We start from the raw sequence: 15844 nt of genomic DNA on the forward strand, positions 1-15844 counted from the left end.
GGCGGGGCGGTTTTGGTGGCATGCACGCATGATGCGTTATCCACGATTCGTTTACAACAACTTTCTACGCTGTACGCTCAGGCTGAATAGTCACACGACATCCAGCATGCCTGCCGTTTTTTGAGGTTGCAACAGATTGTCATAGTCCACCAAGATAACTATCTTCATCTGCGCAAAGTCATACGTTTGTTAGATTTCATCGGTGAATACCTGTCGATTTTTTATCGTGCGCGGTTTTGCGTTATATGAATGTCCACTACTGGCTGATAGCTGACGATGATTTTCGAGATTGTATCGTATCGACAAACTTAAATGGCAAGTATGCACGCGGCAGCCACCTTGTTGTCTAATATGATTTCCGTCGCTTTCGAGATGGCGATCTTAAATAGTTTCCGAATGGAAGTATTATACTGAAGCCGCATATTTATCGGATGAACTGTCGCGGATACCATCGTTTGCCGCATTAAATGCTGTTGGTGTCTGAGCTAAAAACAAAGTTTAATTAACTATATGGCAATTTTAGACGCTGAGCATTTACGCCCAACCGACGACGGCCACTAGAAGTAGTGCCGCCAATCGGCCAGCCAGGCCGGAAATTCGGCCACCGGCATCGGCTTGGCGATGTAGTAGCCCTGGGCGTAGGTGCAACCCAGCCCTTGCAGAAAGTCCCAGTCCTCGCGGGTTTCGACGCCCACCGCCACCGAGCGCCGCTCCAGGCTGCGCGCCAGCCCCAGGCAGGAGCTGAGCACGGTGCCCAGCGCCCGGCTTTTGGAGGCGCCGTCGACGAAGCTGCGGTCGATCTTCAATTCGGTGAAGGGGATGCGCGCCAGCAGTTGCAGATTCGAGCGCGAGGTGCCGTAGTCGTCGATGGCTAGGCCGAAGCCCTGGATGCGCAGGCGCAGCAGCCGTTCGAGGAAGTGCGGCTCGGAGCTGAGCACCGCCGATTCCGGCATCTCGAAGGTGATGTAGTCGGCCAGTATGCGGTGCCGCGCCAGGCAGGCGTCCATCTGCGCCATGAAGGCCGGCTGGCCCAGCGTTTGCGGCGCCACGTTGATGGCGATCGAGATCGGGATGCCCTGGTCGTGCAGCCGGCGGCAGGCCGCAACCGATTTGTCGATCATGCTCCAGTCGAGGAAGTCGACCCGCTTGTTTTCCTCCAGCGCGTCGATGAAGGAGGCCGGCCCCAGCGTGCCGTGCTCCGGGTGCAACCAGCGGGCGAACATTTCCAGTCCCTTGACCTGGCCGGTCGCCAATTCGATCTTGGGTTGGAAGAACGGTTCGAACTGGCGCGCCTGCAAGCCCTGCCCCACCTGCGCGAAGCTGAACACGGGATGCTCGACATGGGCGGCGGCGACCTCGCCGGCGTGCTGGAAATTGCCGATCAAGTCTTCCAGCGCGGCCGCGGTGACCGGCTTGGCGATGGTGCCGAGCATGTTGACGCCGTAGGCCTGCGCCATGGTTTCGACGGAAAACAGCACGGCGTCGGTTTGCGCGCCGATGACGATGATGCCGGCCGCGCAGCGCGCCTCGGCCAGGCGGCGGATCAGCTCCAGGCCGTCCATGCCGGGCAGCGCCAGGTCGATGATGCCGATGTCCAGCGTCGGCACGATGCCGGCCTGGAAGCTGCGCAGCGCCGTGTGGCCGTCGGCCACGTCGGTGACGCGGGCCGCGCCCAGATGCGCCAGCAGCTCCAGCAGCGCCTTGCGCTGGGCCGGGTCGCCCTCGGCGACGAGAAAGTGCAACTGCGCGATATCCATTGCTGCTCCGGTTGGCTGCGGCGCCAGGTAAAACCAAGGGCGTGGGCTGGGGTTTGATCCTCATGCCGCCAAGTTAGGCTGTCGTAGGTCGGATTAGCGAAGCGTAATCCGACGCCGGGCCGCTGCCGACGCCAGTCGGGTTACGCCGTTCCGGCTAACCCGACCTACGAATTGATTAACTTGGCGGCATTGGGGTTGACCCCGGTTCGCAGCCGTTGGTGTCGATTGCCGTTTAGGGCGCTTTATTGCTCCACCTTACCTTAGATTGGCCGGGGCTTATACCTGATTTTGCCGTACTTGCTCAAAAAAACATACGGCGGCGCAGGCCGCGACGTTGAGCGACTCGACCTGGCCCTGGTGCGGAATCACCACCCGGTGCGTCGCCAACGCCAGCAGGTCGTCGGCGACGCCCTGCCCTTCGTGGCCCAGCAACCAGGCCACCGGTTGGCGCAGGTCGACGTCGTACAGGCGCTGTTCGGCGTAGCCGCTGGTGGCCAGCACCGCGATGGTGGAATTCGACACCAGCGCGCCCAGGTCGACGCCTTCGTAGATGTCGAGCACGAAGTGCGCGCCCATGGCCGCGCGCAGCACCTTCGGCGACCAGCAAAACGCCGTGCCGCCGCTGCAGTAGACTTGTTTGATGCCGGCCGCTGCCGCGCTGCGCAGGATCGAGCCGACGTTGCCCGGGTCTTGCAGGTTGTCGAGCAGGACCGCCGACTCGCTCAGCGCGGCCGTGACGGCGCGCTGCGGCGTCTCGATGACGAACAGGATGCCGACGCCGTGCTCGACCTGGCTGAGGGCGCCGTACAGCGCGTCCGGCATGGCGATGCAGTTGGCGTGTTGCGCCTCCAGCCGCGCCACCAGGTCGGCCACCTCGGCGTTTTGCAGCGCGCTTTCGCTGACGATGCACTGCGGCGGCACGCCGCGCAGGTTCAGATAGGTCTGGCACAGATGCACGCCGTCGAGCAGCGTGCGGCCGGCCTTGCGCCGCGCCGCCGAGCTGCCGGCCAGGTGCTTGAGGTCTTTGTAGAGCGCGTTTTCGCGCGAGGAAATCAGTTTCATGTGTTTTGGTCCAGCAGTTTGCGCACCGGCGCGTACGAGCGCCTGTGCACCGGCGAGACGCCGTGTTCGCGCAGGCGCGCCAGGTGCATCGCGGTCGGGTAGCCCTTGTGCTGGTCGAAGCCGTAGTGCGGGTAGCTGGCGTGCAGCACCAGCAGCGCGGCGTCGCGCGCGGTCTTGGCCAGGATCGAGGCGGCCGAGATCGAGTCGACCTTGTCGTCGCCCTCGACGATGGCGATGGCCTGGATCCGCATCACCGGGCAGCGGTTGCCGTCGATCAGGGCCAGCGTCGGCGCCGTCGCCAGCGCCTCCACCGCGCGGCGCATCGCCAGCATGGTCGCCTGCAGGATGTTGAGGCTGTCGATTTCCGCCTCCGAGCATTCGGCGATGGCCCAGGCCACCGCGTGCTGCTTGATCAGCGGAACCAGCGCGTCGCGCTGCACCGCCGAGAGTTTTTTCGAGTCGCGCAGGCCGGCTATCGGCCGGGCCGGGTCGAGGATCACGGCGGCCGCGAAGACCGGGCCGGCCAGCGGGCCGCGGCCGGCCTCGTCGACGCCGCAGATGATTTCGTCGAGCGAGAATGGCAGGTCGTCAAACAAGCCGGGATAGAGAGTTTTCACTTACGCCTTTATTGCGTCATGCCGTACAACTACAGGCGGGTGGAGGATGCCGACGAGGAGGACGAGGCGATCACTTGCATGACCGCCGCCGCGCTCTCCCGCGCGCTGTCGCGCAGCAGGCTTTGGTGCATGTCGGTGAAGCGCTGCACCAGGCGCAGGCGGCCCGGCACGTCGCTCAGTTGCCGCCACATGGCCTCGGCCAGCGCTTCCGGGCTGGCGGCGTGTTGCAGCAGTTCCGGCACCAGGAATTCGCGCGCCAGGATGTTCGGCAGGCCGATCCACGGCTGGTAGCCCATGTGGCGCATGATTTCCCACGAGGCGCGCATCATTTTGTAGGCGATCACCATCGGTTTCTTGAACAGCGCCACCTCCAGCGAGGCCGTGCCGGAAGCGACCAGCACCGCGTCGGCGGCGGCGATCGCGGTGTGCGACTGGCCGTCCGTGAGCAGGATCTCGACGTCCTGCAGGCCGGCCTGCGCCACCAGTTCGAGGAAGTACTGGCGCTGCTTCTCGCCCGCCATCGGCGCCACGAAACGCAGCGAATGGTCGCGCCGCAGCAGCAGTTTGGCGGCGCCGACGAAGGCCGCCACGTTGTGTTTCAGCTCGCCCATGCGGCTGCCCGGCATCAGCGTGACGACGTTGGCGTCCGCCGGCAGGCCGAGCAGCGCGCGCGCGGCCGCCTCGTCCGGCTGCAGCGGGATCATCTCCGCCAGCGGGTGGCCGACGTAGGTGACCGGCACGCCGGCCTGGCGGTAGATCTCCTCCTCGAAGGGGAAGATCACCAGCATGTGCGAGACCGCCTTGACGATTTTCTTGATGCGCCCGCCGCGCCAGGCCCAAATCTGCGGCCCGATGTAGTGCACGGTGGGGATGCCGGCCGCCTTCAATTGCATCTCCAGGCCCAAGTTGAAGCCCGGGTAGTCGGCGCCGATGAAGACCGCCGGCCGCTCGGCCAGCAACTGGTCGCGCAACTCGTTCTGGATGCGCTTGATGCCGCGGTAGCGCGGAATCACCTCGAACAGGCCGCGCACGGTCAGGCTTTCCAGCGGCCAGTGCGACTCGAAGCCGTGCCGCGCCATGTGCGGCCCGCCGATGCCGTGGAAGCGCGCCCGCGGCAGCAGCGGCCGCAGGCCCGACAGCAGGCTGGCGGCCAGCAGGTCGCCCGAGGCCTCGCCGGCGACCAGCGCCACCGACAGGTCAGCGGACGATGCCACGGGTCGCACCGTTGAGGAACTCGCGCATCGCTCGGATTTGTTCGGCCGCCTCGGGGTTGGCCATCTCCTCTTCGAACAAGGCCGCCTTGGCCTCTTCCAGCGTCAGGTTGGAGCGGTAGATCAGCTTGTAGGCGGCGCGGATGCCGTCGATCTGCGCACGGGTGAAACCGCGGCGTTTCAAGCCCTCGATGTTGACGCCGTGGGCCGCCGCCGGATTGCCCGACAACAGCACGTAGGGCGGCACGTCCTGGGTCAGGCTGGTGCTCATGCCGACGAAGGCGTGCTCGCCGATCTGGCAGAACTGGTGCACGTTGGCGAAGCCCGACAGGATCACCCAGTCGCCGATGTTGACGTGGCCGGCCAGCTGGGCGTTGTTCGAGAAGATCGTGTTGCTGCCGACCTGGCAGTCGTGCGCCAGGTGGACGTAGGCCGAGATCCAGTTGTCGTTGCCCAGCCGCGTCACGCCGGCGTCCTGCACGGTGCCGGTGTTGAAGGTGCAGAATTCGCGGATGGTGTTGCGGTCGCCGATTTCCAGGCGGGTCGGCTCGCCGGACCATTTCTTGTCCTGCGGCGCGGCGCCGATCGACGAGAACTGGAAGAACTGGTTGTCGCTGCCGATCGTGGTGTGGCCTTCGATGACGACGTGCGGTCCGACCTTGGTGTTGGCGCCGATGCGCACGTGCGGGCCGATGACCGAGTACGGTCCGACCTCGACCGAGCTGTCGAGCTGCGCCTTCGGGTCGACCACTGCGCTAGGATGGATCGCCGTCATGTCACTGCCCCGCTGGCTGGCTCGCGTCGCTGGCGCTGCGGATGGTGCACATCAAATCCGCTTCCACCGCGACTTTGCCGTCGACGCTGCCGACCGCCTTGTATTTCCAGATGCCGCGCGAGACGCGCACGATCTCGACGTCCATCTTCAACTGGTCGCCAGGCTCGACCGGGCGCTTGAAGCGGGCGTTGTCGATGCCGACGAAGTAGACCACCGAATTCTCGTCCGGCTTGATGTCCATCGTCAGGAACGACAGGATCGCCGCGGTCTGCGCCATCGCCTCGATCATCAGCACGCCCGGCATCACCGGCTTGTGCGGAAAGTGGCCGTTGAAGAACTCCTCGTTGACGGTGACGTTCTTGATCGCCGTGATGGTCTTGCCCGATTCCCAGTCCAGCACGCGGTCGACCAGCAGCATCGGATAGCGGTGCGGCAGATACTGTTTGATCTGGTGGATGTCGAGGGTTTTTTTCGTGCGTTCTGTGGTGGTGGTCATTTTTGCTCTTGATTCGTCAGTGTTTTGATGGTTTTTTCCATTGCCCGGATTTTATCGCGCATGCCGGACAGGTTGCGCACGATGGCGGCGCTTTTTTCCCAGTCGGCGTTCTTGGCCAACGGGTAGAAGCCGGTGTACTGGCCCGCTTCGAGGATCGAGCGCGACACCATGCTGCCGGAGCCGACGTGGACCCGGTCGACGATGGTGAGGTGGCCCAGCACCATCGCGGCGCCGCCGAAGGTGCAGTACTTGCCGATGACGGCGCTGCCGGCCACGCCGACGCAGCCGGCCATGGCCGTGTGCGCGCCGATGCGGCAGTTGTGGCCGATCTGGATCTGGTTGTCGAGCTTGACGCCGTCCTCGATCACGGTGTCGGCCAGCGCGCCGCGGTCGATGGTGGTGTTGGCGCCGATGTCGACGTCGTCGCCGATCATCACGCGGCCGGTCTGCGGGATTTTGATATACACGCCGCCCTCGTTGGCGAAGCCGAAGCCGTCGGTGCCGATGACGGCGCCGGAGTGGATGATGCCGCGCGCGCCGATCTGGCAGCGGGCGTGGAACGTCACGTTGGCGAACAGGTGGGTGCCGGCGCCGATGACGGCGTCGCGGCCGATCACGCAGCCGGCGTCGATGACGCAGCCGGGGCCGACGCTGGCGCCGGCGGCGATCGTCACGTGCGGGCCGACGTGGGCGCTGGCGTCCACCGAAGCGCCGGGCGCGACGCTGGCGCTGGGGTCGATGCCGGGCGCCGGCACGAAGGCGCCGAGCGACTCGAAATACTGCGCGGCGCGGGCGAAATACGCGTAGGGGTTGGCGGTGACGATGCGCGCGCCGGCGTAACCGGGCGCGACGACGGCGTCGTCGGCGGCCGACAGGATCAGCGCGGCGGCCTGGCTTTGCGCCGCCTGGGCGCGCAGTTTGCTGTTGCTGAGGAAGCTGATGTGCGCGGCGCCGGCCTCGGCCAGCGGCGCGATACCGCTGACCGCCAGGTTCGGGTCGCCGTGCAATTGCCCGCCGAAGCGTTCGACCAATTCACCCAGTCGAGTTGCGCTCATAGTGTGTCCTATCTTGTTGTGTTACCGGGGCCAAGCCGAGCCGGCGGCGCGGCCGGGCTCGGACCCCGCGGGCCCGAGCCCGAGCCCGTGCTGGCGCCGCTGGCGTTGGCGCCGGTCCGGTTGATACCGTTACTTGTCGAGCGCCTTGAGCACGCGGTCGGTGATGTCGATGCGCGGGTTGGCCCACAGCGCCTCCTGCAGCACCACGTCGTAGCCTTCGACGCGCGCCATCTGCTGGATGATGGTGTTGGCCTTCTCGGCGATGGCGCCGCGCTCCTCGTTGGTGCGCTGGTTCAAATCTTCGCGGAATTCGCGCTGGCGGCGCTGCAGTTCCTTGTCCAGCTCGAAATATTCGCGCTGGCGCTTGGCGCGGTCGGCCTCGTTCAAGCCCGGCAGCTCCTTCTCCAGCTTGTCGCTGGCGGTCTTGAAGCGCGCGGCCAGTTCCTGCACCGCCTTCTCGCGCGCCTTGAACTCCTCGGCCAGCTTCTCGCCGGCCAGCTTGGCCAGTTTCGACTCGTTGTAAATGCGCTCGGTGCTGACCCAGGCGATCTTCGAATCCTGGGCCTGCGCCTGCACCGGCGCCATCGAACACCAGCACAATGCGAGCGCGGCAAGAGACTTCGGCAGGTTAGCGGATGCGGTCTTCAACTTGATTCTCCGTGGTCAAAATAATGAATGCTCAAGGCCGCCGGTCAGAAACCGGTGCCCATCTGGAACTGGAAGCGCTCGATACGGTCGCCCGGCTTATCGTTCAACGGCAGGCCGTAGCTGAGTTTCAGCGGACCGACCGGGGAAATCCAGCTGATGCCCAAACCGGCAGCATAGCGCAATTCCGAGGCGCGCAGTTTGGCGCCCTCCTGGTAGACCTGGCCGCCGTCGACGAAGGCGAACCAGCGCAGGCTGCGGTCCGAGCCGGAGCCGGGGAACGGCATTTGCAGCTCGACGTTGCCGATCAGGCGCGCGGCGCCGCCGAGGGCGTCGTTGGTGCTCGGGTCGGCCGCGCCCAACGAGCTGCTCTGGTAGCCGCGCACGGAACCGATGCCGCCGCCGTAGAAGTTCTTGAACACCGGGAAGGCGTTGCCGCCGATGCCGTGGCCGTAGTCGAACTCGCCGCGCAGCGCCAGCGTCATGCTGCGGAACAGCGGCCGGAAGTATTGGTGGTCGTAAATGGCGCGGTAATACTTCTGGTTGCCGATCAGGTCGATTTCCAGGTTGACCCGCTGGTAGCGGCCGATCGACGGCGTCAGCGCGCTGTCGCGGCTGTCGCGCTGCCACGACGCCGTCAGCGGCACCGCGTTGGTGGCGGCGCTGCCGATGCCGTCGGCCGGGCCGCCGTTGTCGCGCACGTAGTTCTTGAAGCGCACCGGGCTGGTGGTATCGGTTTCAATGCGCGTCTTCTCGACGCCGGCGCCGAAGAAGATGGTGTCGCTTTCCGAGAACGGCACGCCGAACTCGATCTTGGCGCCCTGCTGCTTGACCTTGTAGCTGCCGATGTTGACGGCCGGCGGGATGGTCGTGCGCAGGTACACCTCGAAGCGGCGCGAGACGCCGTCATCGGTGAAGTACGGGTTGGTCTGCGAAAACGCGATGGTGCGGCTGTAGTGGCTGGTGTTGATCTCCAGCCCGACGGTGTTGCCGCTACCGGCGAAGTTGGCCTGCGAAATGGCCGCCGACAGCGTGAACTTCTCCGACTGCGAGAAGGCGCCGCCGATCAGGAAGTTGCCGGTCGGTTTTTCGACGACGGTCAGGTTGACGTCGACCTGGTCGTTGGTGCCCTGCGCCTCCGGGGTGTCGATGGTGACGTCCTTGAAGTAGCCGAGGCGGTCGACGCGGTCGCGCGAGAGCTTGATCTTGTTGCTGTCGTACCAGGACGACTCGAACTGGCGGAATTCGCGGCGGATCACCTCGTCGCGCGTGGTGCTGTTGCCGGCGATGTTCATGCGCCGCACGTAGACGCGCTTGCCCGGGTCGACGAAGAAGGTGAACGACACTTCGCGCTTGTCGCGGTTGATCTCCGGGTTGGCGTTGACGTTGGCGAAGGCGTAGCCGAAGGTGCCGAGGCGGTCGGAGATGCGCTTGTTGCTGGCCGTCAGCAGCTCGCCCGAGTACACGGCGCCCTTCTTGAGCAGCAGCAGCGACTTCAACTCCTCCTCGCGGCCGAACATTTCGCCCTCGAACTTGGTGTCGCCGATGCTGTACTTCTCGCCCTCGGTGACGTTGATCGTGATGTAGATGTCCTTCTTGTCGGGGGTGATCGAGACCTGGGTCGAATCGACCTGCATCTCGATGTAGCCGCGGTTCAGGTAGTAGGACTTGAGCGACTCGATGTCGCCGCTCAACTTGGTCTTCGAATACTGGTCGGCCTTGGTGTACCAGCTGAACCAGCCGCCGGTGTTCAAGGCCAGCTGGTCGCGCAGCTCCTTGTCGGAGAAGGCCTTGTTGCCGACGATGCTGATCTGCTTGATGCGCGCGACCTCGCCCTCGTCGATGGCGAACACCACGTTGACGCGGTTGCGCTCGATCGGCGTGACGGTGGTGGTGATCTTCACGCCGTACAGGCCGTGCGACAGGTACTGGCGCTTGAGTTCCTGCTCGGCGCGGTCGACCGAGGCCTTGTCGAAAATCTTCGCCTCGCCGACGCCGATTTCCTTGAGCGCCTTGACCAGGATGTCTTTTTCAAATTCCTTCGAGCCGGTGAACTCGACGCTGGCGATGGCCGGGCGTTCCTCCACCAGCACCACCAGCACGTCGCCGTCGGCTTCCAGGCGCACGTCCTTGAAGAAACCGGTGGCGTACAGCGCCTTGATGGCGGCGATACTCTTCTCGTCGTCGAAGCTCTCGCCGACGCGCACCGGCAGGTAACTGAAGACGGTGCCCGCCTCGGTGCGCTGGATGCCCTCGACGCGGATGTCCTTGACGGTGAACGGCGCCACGGCCAGGGCCTGGCCGGAGCAGAAGGCCAGCACGGCGGCGCCGATCAGGCTGAGACGAAAGGAAGGCGAGGCAAAACGATCAGAGTGTAATTTCATTGGCTAAATCAATGGGTAAATCATTGGACAACACGCACAAAAGAATGCCTGTGGGAACGGCGCCGACGGTCAGGTCAGCAGCCGCGCAACGTCATTGAAGACGGCAAGCGCCATCAGGGTCAGCAGCAAACCCACGCCAAGGCGCTGGGCCAGCTCGCCAACCCGCTCCGGGATCGGGCGTCCGGTCAAAACTTCCAGCGAATAATACAGCAAAAGCCCCCCATCTAAAACCGGAATGGGTAGCAAATTCATCACGCCCAAACTGATGCTGATGAAGGCGATGAAGCTCAGGTAGCTGACCGCGCCGACGCGCGCGGTCTGGCCGGCGTAGTCGGCGATCGTGATCGGCCCGGTGAGGTTCTTCCACGAGGCCTGCCCGGTCAGCATCTTGCCCATCATTTTCAAGGTCAGCGCGCTGGTGTCCCAGACCTTGACGACCGCCTTGGCGGTGGCCGCCAGCGGCGCCGCTGCCACCACGATCATATCCGGCGCCTGGGCGACCTCGGCCTTGATCTTACCAACTGTTACAGCTGCGCCCGCCTCGACGTCCGGCGTCACCGCCACATCGAGTTCCTGGCCGGCGCGGCGCAGCCGCACGGCCAGCGTCTTGCCGGGCGCGGCGCGCACCAGCTCGACGAAGGCCAGGCCGTCGGCCACCGCCCGGCCGTCGACGCTGAGGATCAAGTCGCCCGGGCGCAGCCCGGCGCGTTGGGCGGCGCCGCCGTCGACCACCCGGCCGAGCACCGGCGCCGGGCGCGCCGGCGCGATGCCGGCCTGGCCGAGCACGTCCGCGTCGAGGTCGAGCGCGGCCAGCGCCGCCGCCGGCAGCAGCGCGTTGACGCGGCCCTGGCCCGGGCGCTCCAGTTGCAGGCGGGCGTCGCGCTTGTCGAGCGCCGCCTGGATCACTTGCCAGCGCAACTCCGACCAGGTGGCCACCGCTTCGCCGTTGACGGCGGTGACGAGGTCGCCGCGGCGCACGCCGGCGGCCTCGGCGGCGCTATGCGCGGCGGCGGCGGCGAGCCGGCTGGCCGGTTCGGCGATGCCGTACATATACAGGCCGGCGAACAGCGCGATGGCCAGCAGGAAATTGGCGAGCGGCCCGGCGGCGACGATGGCGATGCGCCGCCAGACGTTCTGGCGGGTGAATTCGCGCTGCAAATCCTGCTCGGAGAGCGCGCCCAGGTCTTGCTCGCGCCCGTCCAACATTTTGACGTAACCGCCCAGCGGCAGCGCCGAGATGGCCCACTCGGTCTGGTCCGGGCCGAAACGGCGCGACCAGACCACCTTGCCCATGCCGACCGAAAAGCGCAGCACCTTGACGCCGCACCAGCGCGCCACCCAATAGTGGCCCAGCTCGTGGATGACGATCAGCGATCCCAGCGCGACCGCGAACGCCAGCAGCGTTTGCAGGAAATTCATCGGCCCGGCCGCGCCGCGACGAAGCGCTCGGCGGCGCCGCGCGCCAGCGCGTCCTGCGCCATCACCGCCTCGATGCTCGAGGCGGCGCCGTGCGCCACGCTGTCGATCACGTGGCGCACCACCTGGTCGATCTGGCGAAAGCCGATGCGCAGGTCGAGGAAGGCTTGCACCGCCACCTCGTTGGCGGCGTTCAGCAGCGCCGGCGCGGTGCCGCCGGCTTGCAGCGCCTCGAAGGCCAGCGCCAGGCAGGGGAAGCGGGCCAAATCGGGGCGCTCGAACTGCAGCGCGGCCATCTGCGCCAGGTCGAGCTGGGCCACGCCGGAGGCGATCCGCTCGGGATAGGCCAGCGCGTGGGCGATCGGCGTGCGCATGTCCGGGTTGCCCAGTTGCGCCAGCACCGAACCGTCGACGTAGGAGACCATCGAATGGATCACGCTTTGCGGGTGGATCAATACCTCGATCTGCGCCGCCGGGGTGCCGAACAACCAGTGCGCCTCGATCACTTCGAGGCCCTTGTTCATCATGGTGGCCGAGTCGACCGAGATCTTGCGCCCCATCACCCAGTTCGGGTGCTTGCAGGCCTGCTCGGGCGTGACCGCGTCGAGCGTGTCGACGGCGCGCGCCAGGAACGGGCCGCCGGAGGCGGTCAGCAGGATCTTGGCGACGCCGGCGTCGGCCGGGCTGCGCCCGTAGCCGCGCGGCAGGCATTGGAAAATCGCGTTGTGTTCGCTGTCGACGGGTAGTAGCACGGCGCCGCTGGCGTGCGCGGCGTCGATGAACAACTGGCCCGACATGACCAGCGCCTCCTTGTTGGCCAACAAGACCTTCTTGCCGGCGCGGGCCGCCGCCAGCGTCGGCGCCAGGCCGGCGGCGCCGACGATGGCGGCCATCACGGCGTCGACCCGGCTGTCGGCGGCGATGGCGCACAGGGCGGCCTCGCCGTAGTCGACGTCGGTGTTCAAACCCTTGGCGCGCAGCAAGGTGCTCAACTGGGCGGCGGCGGCGGCGCTGCCGACGACGGCGCGCTCGGGGCGGAAGCGTTCGCACTGCCCGGCCAGTTGCTCGACCTTGCTGTGGGCGCTCAGCGCGAACACGCTGTAGCGTTCCGGGTGGCGCGCCAGCACGTCCAGCGTGGACACGCCGATCGAGCCGGTGGCGCCGAGTATGGTGATGCGTTGCATAGGGTAGTCCTTCACAGCCAGGCGCCGAGCAGCGCGGCCAGCGGCAGCACCGGCACCAGCGCGTCGATGCGGTCGAGTACGCCGCCGTGGCCCGGCAGCAGATGGCTGCTGTCCTTGATGCCGGCGCGGCGCTTGAGCATGGATTCAAACAGGTCGCCGACGACGCTGGCGGCCACCACCAGCACCAGCAACAACAGCGCCAGCGGCCAGCCGAAGGCCGCCTGCAGGCGCACCGCGAAGGTGTCGGCCAGCGCCGGCGCGGACGGCGCCAACAGCACGCTCAGCGTCGACAGCGCCAGCACGGCGACGCCGCCGCCGATGGCGCCCTCCCACGACTTGCCGGGAGAAATCGACGGCGCCAGCTTGCGCTTGCCGAAGGCCTTGCCGGAGAAGTAGGCGCCGACGTCGGCGATCCACACCAGCGCCATCACCGACAACAGGTACGCCGCCGAGTGGCGCATCAGCGCGACGATGGCGACGAAGCTGCCGACGATGGCGATGGCGTAGACCACGCTGAGCATGGTGTTGCCGGCGCCCTCGGGCGGCGGCAGGCCGGTCGCCAGCGCCGGCGCGAAGCGCAGCAGCCAGATGGCGCAGCACAGCGCGAACCAGAACTGCGGCTGGGCGTCGACGCCGCTGTACAGGAAGGTGTAGGCGAAGGCGCCGGCGCAGACCAGCGCCAGCGGCAGCGCGTAGCGGTTTTTAAACAGGCGCAAGCTTTCCCACACGGCGGCGCCGAGGAACAGCGTCGCGGTGGCCGCGAAGGCGGGGAAGTAATTGAAGAACAGAACCGGCAGCAAGACCGCCAGCAGGACGACGGCGGTGATAATCCGAGTTTTCAGCATCAGTTTGTCTTTTCCGCCAGTTGCGCGCCGGTGCGGCCGAAGCGCCGCTCCCGTTGCTGGTAGGAGGCGATGGCCGCGTCCAGGCTGGCGTTGTCGAAATCGGGCCAGTAGGTGTCGGTGAAGTACAGTTCGGTGTAGGCGAGCTGCCACAGCAGGAAGTTGGAGACGCGTTGCTCGCCGCCGGTGCGGATGAACAGGTCGGGCTCGGGCGCGTAGGCCATCGCCAGGTGCGGCGCCAGTTGCTCTTCGGTGAAGTCCAAGGCGCCGGGGCGCGCGGCCGCCATTTTGTTGACCGCCTGCATGATATCCCAGCGTCCGCCATAGTTGGCGCAAATGGTCACGGTCAGGCGGCTGTTGTTGGCGGTCTTGCGCTCGGCGTTGGCGATCATGCCGCGCAGCTTGTCGTTGAAGCGCGACAGGTCGCCGACCACCTTCAGGCGGATGTTGTTGGCGTGCATTTTCGCCACTTCGCGTTCGAGCATCGTCACGAACAGGCGCATCAGCAAGGACACCTCCTCCTCGGGCCGGCGCCAGTTTTCGGAGCTGAAGGCGAACAGCGTCAGGTACTCGACGCCGCGATCGACGCAGGCCTCGACGACGCGGCGCACCGCGTCGGCGCCCTTGACATGGCCGGCCACGCGCGGCAGGAAGCGCTTAGTTGCCCAGCGGCCATTGCCATCCATGATGACGGCGACATGGCGCGGCACCCGCGGCGCTTCCGGTACGGCTGTGGTGGAACTCGTATGTATCATGAAAACATTATGGCAAGAAAAATGAAATGGGTGCGCTCTTTAGTCGAACGCGAACGCGGAACGGCCGCGCCGCCGGGCGGCGCGGCCGGCGCAAACGCTAGACGGTCAGCACTTCTTTTTCCTTGTCGACGACCATGCGGTCGATGTCGGCGATCGCCTTGTCGGTCAGCTTCTGCACCTCGTCGGAGGCGCGGCGCTCGTCGTCTTCGGAGCAAGCCTTGTCCTTGACCAGCTTTTTCAGCGACTCGTTGGCGTCGCGGCGGATGTTGCGCACCGCGATCTTGGCGTCTTCCGCCTCGGTCTTGACCAGCTTGACCATTTCCTTGCGCCGCTCCTCGGTCAGCGGCGGGGTCGGCACGCGGATCATGTCGCCCTGCGACGACGGGTTCAGGCCCAGGTCGGCGTCGCGGATCGCCTTCTCGATGGTGGCGGCCATTTTCTTCTCGAACGGCTGCACGCCGATGGTGCGGGCGTCCATCAGGGTGACGTTGGCGACCTGCGACAGCGCGGTCGGGTTGCCGTAGTACTCGACCATCACATGGTCGAGGATGCCGGTGTGGGCGCGCCCGGTGCGCACCTTGGCCAGGTCGGCCTTCAGGGTGTCGAGCGACTTGCTCATGCGTTCCTGCGTGTTCTTTTTAACGTCAGCTAAGGACATGCTGCTCTCCTGTGTGTTAATTAAATAATAGTACTGACATAAAACTTAAACGTGGACCAGTGTACCTTCATCTTCGCCCATGATGACACGCATCAGCGCGCCCGGCTTGACGATGGAAAACACCTTGATCGGCAGTTTCTGGTCGCGGCACAGCGCGAACGCGGTCGCGTCCATCACCTGCAGGTGCTTGGATATGGCTTCGTCGAAGGTGATGGTTTCAAAGCGGGTGGCGTGCGGGTCCTTTTTCGGGTCGGCCGTGTAGACGCCGTCGACCTTGGTTGCCTTGAGCACGATTTCGGCGCTGATTTCCGAACCGCGCAGCGCGGCCGCGGTGTCGGTGGTGAAGAAGGGGTTGCCGGTGCCGGCGGCGAACACCACCACCTTGCCCTCTTCCAGGTATTGCAGCGCTTTCGGGCGCACGTAGGGCTCGACCACCTGCTCGATGCCGATGGCCGACATGACGCGGGCGGTGATGCCGACGTGGCGCATGGCGTCGCCCAGCGCCAGGGCGTTCATCACCGTCGCCAGCATGCCCATGTAGTCGGCGGTGGCGCGGTCCATGCCCTGGGCGCCGGGCGCGACGCCGCGGAAGATGTTGCCCCCGCCGATGACGATTGCCAGTTCCACGCCCAACTTCGCCACCTCGGCCACGTCGGCGACCATGCGCTCGATGGTGGCGCGGTTGATGCCGTACGGGTCGTCGCCCATCAGGGCTTCGCCGGACAGTTTGAGGAGGACGCGCTTATAGGCTGGTTTTGACATGAGCTGGTGCTCCATAAATAAGGTTATTCGAGTATGACATGCCCGCGGCGCCACACGATAGCGCCCGGCACCTCCGCCGGCGTCCGGGCAGGGCCGGGAGCGGCGGGCAAATGGGCGGCGGCGTTGCCGCCTGCCGCCGCGGGGGGGGGGGGGGGGGGGGGGGGGGGGGGGGGGGAGGGGGGGGGAGAGGGGGGGGAGGGGGGGGGGGGGGGGGGTGGGAGGGGT

General features: G+C 66.1%; 15 protein-coding genes. All 15 read right to left on the bottom strand.

What is annotated here, in order from left to right; translation table 11 throughout:
- Window positions 1-557 precede the first annotated feature (557 nt).
- Window positions 558-1757, bottom strand: coding sequence for an EAL domain-containing protein (locus ACFDR9_RS23260; protein WP_409032507.1), 1200 nt, complete (start codon window positions 1755-1757; stop codon window positions 558-560).
- A gap of 276 nt (window positions 1758-2033) precedes the next feature.
- Window positions 2034-2819, bottom strand: a complete 786-nt coding sequence (locus ACFDR9_RS23265) for a TrmH family RNA methyltransferase (protein WP_409032508.1) — start codon at window positions 2817-2819, stop codon at window positions 2034-2036.
- A complete protein-coding gene (rnhB, locus tag ACFDR9_RS23270) occupies window positions 2816-3436 on the bottom strand; it encodes a ribonuclease HII (RefSeq protein ID WP_051068214.1) in 621 nt (206 codons plus the stop codon). Before rnhB ends, ACFDR9_RS23265 begins: the two co-directional genes overlap by 4 nt.
- Window positions 3437-3465: 29 nt before the next feature.
- Window positions 3466-4650: a lipid-A-disaccharide synthase gene (gene lpxB, locus ACFDR9_RS23275; RefSeq protein ID WP_409032509.1), complete on the bottom strand. Its 1185-nt coding sequence runs from the start codon at window positions 4648-4650 to the stop codon at window positions 3466-3468.
- On the bottom strand, window positions 4634-5422 hold the full coding sequence (gene lpxA / locus ACFDR9_RS23280; protein ID WP_409032510.1) for an acyl-ACP--UDP-N-acetylglucosamine O-acyltransferase: 789 nt from the start codon (window positions 5420-5422) through the stop codon (window positions 4634-4636). The genes lpxB and lpxA overlap by 17 nt, the downstream gene beginning before the upstream one ends.
- A 1-nt stretch (window position 5423) precedes the next feature.
- Window positions 5424-5918 (bottom strand): 3-hydroxyacyl-ACP dehydratase FabZ, encoded by a 495-nt coding sequence (gene fabZ / locus ACFDR9_RS23285; protein ID WP_017875157.1) that lies wholly within the window; start codon window positions 5916-5918, stop codon window positions 5424-5426.
- The gene (gene lpxD, locus ACFDR9_RS23290) at window positions 5915-6973 is read right to left on the bottom strand and encodes a UDP-3-O-(3-hydroxymyristoyl)glucosamine N-acyltransferase (protein ID WP_035787536.1); all 1059 of its coding nucleotides are present in this window, start codon (window positions 6971-6973) and stop codon (window positions 5915-5917) included. The genes fabZ and lpxD overlap by 4 nt, the downstream gene beginning before the upstream one ends.
- A 129-nt stretch (window positions 6974-7102) precedes the next feature.
- Window positions 7103-7621 carry an OmpH family outer membrane protein gene (locus ACFDR9_RS23295; protein ID WP_409032511.1) on the bottom strand — a complete coding sequence of 173 codons (519 nt, stop codon included), beginning with the start codon at window positions 7619-7621 and terminating at the stop codon, window positions 7103-7105.
- 44 nt (window positions 7622-7665) lie between these two features.
- Window positions 7666-10002 (bottom strand): outer membrane protein assembly factor BamA, encoded by a 2337-nt coding sequence (gene bamA / locus ACFDR9_RS23300; protein WP_409032512.1) that lies wholly within the window; start codon window positions 10000-10002, stop codon window positions 7666-7668.
- 69 nt (window positions 10003-10071) lie between these two features.
- Complete coding sequence (rseP, locus tag ACFDR9_RS23305) at window positions 10072-11421, bottom strand: RIP metalloprotease RseP (RefSeq protein ID WP_409032513.1); 1350 nt, start codon at window positions 11419-11421, stop codon at window positions 10072-10074.
- Window positions 11418-12602, bottom strand: a complete 1185-nt coding sequence (gene ispC, locus ACFDR9_RS23310) for a 1-deoxy-D-xylulose-5-phosphate reductoisomerase (protein ID WP_017875152.1) — start codon at window positions 12600-12602, stop codon at window positions 11418-11420. Before ispC ends, rseP begins: the two co-directional genes overlap by 4 nt.
- A gap of 11 nt (window positions 12603-12613) precedes the next feature.
- Entirely contained in the window at window positions 12614-13447 is an 834-nt protein-coding gene (locus ACFDR9_RS23315; RefSeq protein ID WP_409032514.1) for a phosphatidate cytidylyltransferase, read from the bottom strand.
- On the bottom strand, window positions 13447-14199 hold the full coding sequence (gene uppS / locus ACFDR9_RS23320) for a polyprenyl diphosphate synthase (RefSeq protein WP_026132505.1): 753 nt from the start codon (window positions 14197-14199) through the stop codon (window positions 13447-13449). The genes ACFDR9_RS23315 and uppS overlap by 1 nt, the downstream gene beginning before the upstream one ends.
- A gap of 97 nt (window positions 14200-14296) precedes the next feature.
- Window positions 14297-14857: a ribosome recycling factor gene (gene frr, locus ACFDR9_RS23325; protein WP_026132504.1), complete on the bottom strand. Its 561-nt coding sequence runs from the start codon at window positions 14855-14857 to the stop codon at window positions 14297-14299.
- Window positions 14858-14902: 45 nt separating this feature from the next.
- Window positions 14903-15619, bottom strand: a complete 717-nt coding sequence (pyrH, locus tag ACFDR9_RS23330) for a UMP kinase (protein WP_017875148.1) — start codon at window positions 15617-15619, stop codon at window positions 14903-14905.
- Between the last annotated feature and the right edge of the window lie 225 nt (window positions 15620-15844).

Origin of the sequence: Janthinobacterium sp. CG_23.3 (assembly GCF_046115965.1) — a bacterium.
In the GTDB taxonomy this organism is placed as follows: domain Bacteria; phylum Pseudomonadota; class Gammaproteobacteria; order Burkholderiales; family Burkholderiaceae_D; genus Janthinobacterium.

What these genes read in the sequence shown, in the direction of transcription:
- ACFDR9_RS23260 (WP_409032507.1), bottom strand. Translation starts at nt 1,757, where the DNA reads ATGGATATCGCGCAGTTGCACTTTCTCGTCGCCGAGGGCGACCCGGCC.
- ACFDR9_RS23265 (WP_409032508.1), bottom strand. Translation starts at nt 2,819, where the DNA reads ATGAAACTGATTTCCTCGCGCGAAAACGCGCTCTACAAAGACCTCAAG.
- lpxA (WP_409032510.1), bottom strand. Translation starts at nt 5,422, where the DNA reads ATGACGGCGATCCATCCTAGCGCAGTGGTCGACCCGAAGGCGCAGCTC.
- fabZ (WP_017875157.1), bottom strand. Translation starts at nt 5,918, where the DNA reads ATGACCACCACCACAGAACGCACGAAAAAAACCCTCGACATCCACCAG.
- lpxD (WP_035787536.1), bottom strand. Translation starts at nt 6,973, where the DNA reads ATGAGCGCAACTCGACTGGGTGAATTGGTCGAACGCTTCGGCGGGCAA.
- bamA (WP_409032512.1), bottom strand. Translation starts at nt 10,002, where the DNA reads ATGAAATTACACTCTGATCGTTTTGCCTCGCCTTCCTTTCGTCTCAGC.
- rseP (WP_409032513.1), bottom strand. Translation starts at nt 11,421, where the DNA reads ATGAATTTCCTGCAAACGCTGCTGGCGTTCGCGGTCGCGCTGGGATCG.
- ispC (WP_017875152.1), bottom strand. Translation starts at nt 12,602, where the DNA reads ATGCAACGCATCACCATACTCGGCGCCACCGGCTCGATCGGCGTGTCC.
- ACFDR9_RS23315 (WP_409032514.1), bottom strand. Translation starts at nt 13,447, where the DNA reads ATGCTGAAAACTCGGATTATCACCGCCGTCGTCCTGCTGGCGGTCTTG.
- uppS (WP_026132505.1), bottom strand. Translation starts at nt 14,199, where the DNA reads ATGATACATACGAGTTCCACCACAGCCGTACCGGAAGCGCCGCGGGTG.
- frr (WP_026132504.1), bottom strand. Translation starts at nt 14,857, where the DNA reads ATGTCCTTAGCTGACGTTAAAAAGAACACGCAGGAACGCATGAGCAAG.
- pyrH (WP_017875148.1), bottom strand. Translation starts at nt 15,619, where the DNA reads ATGTCAAAACCAGCCTATAAGCGCGTCCTCCTCAAACTGTCCGGCGAA.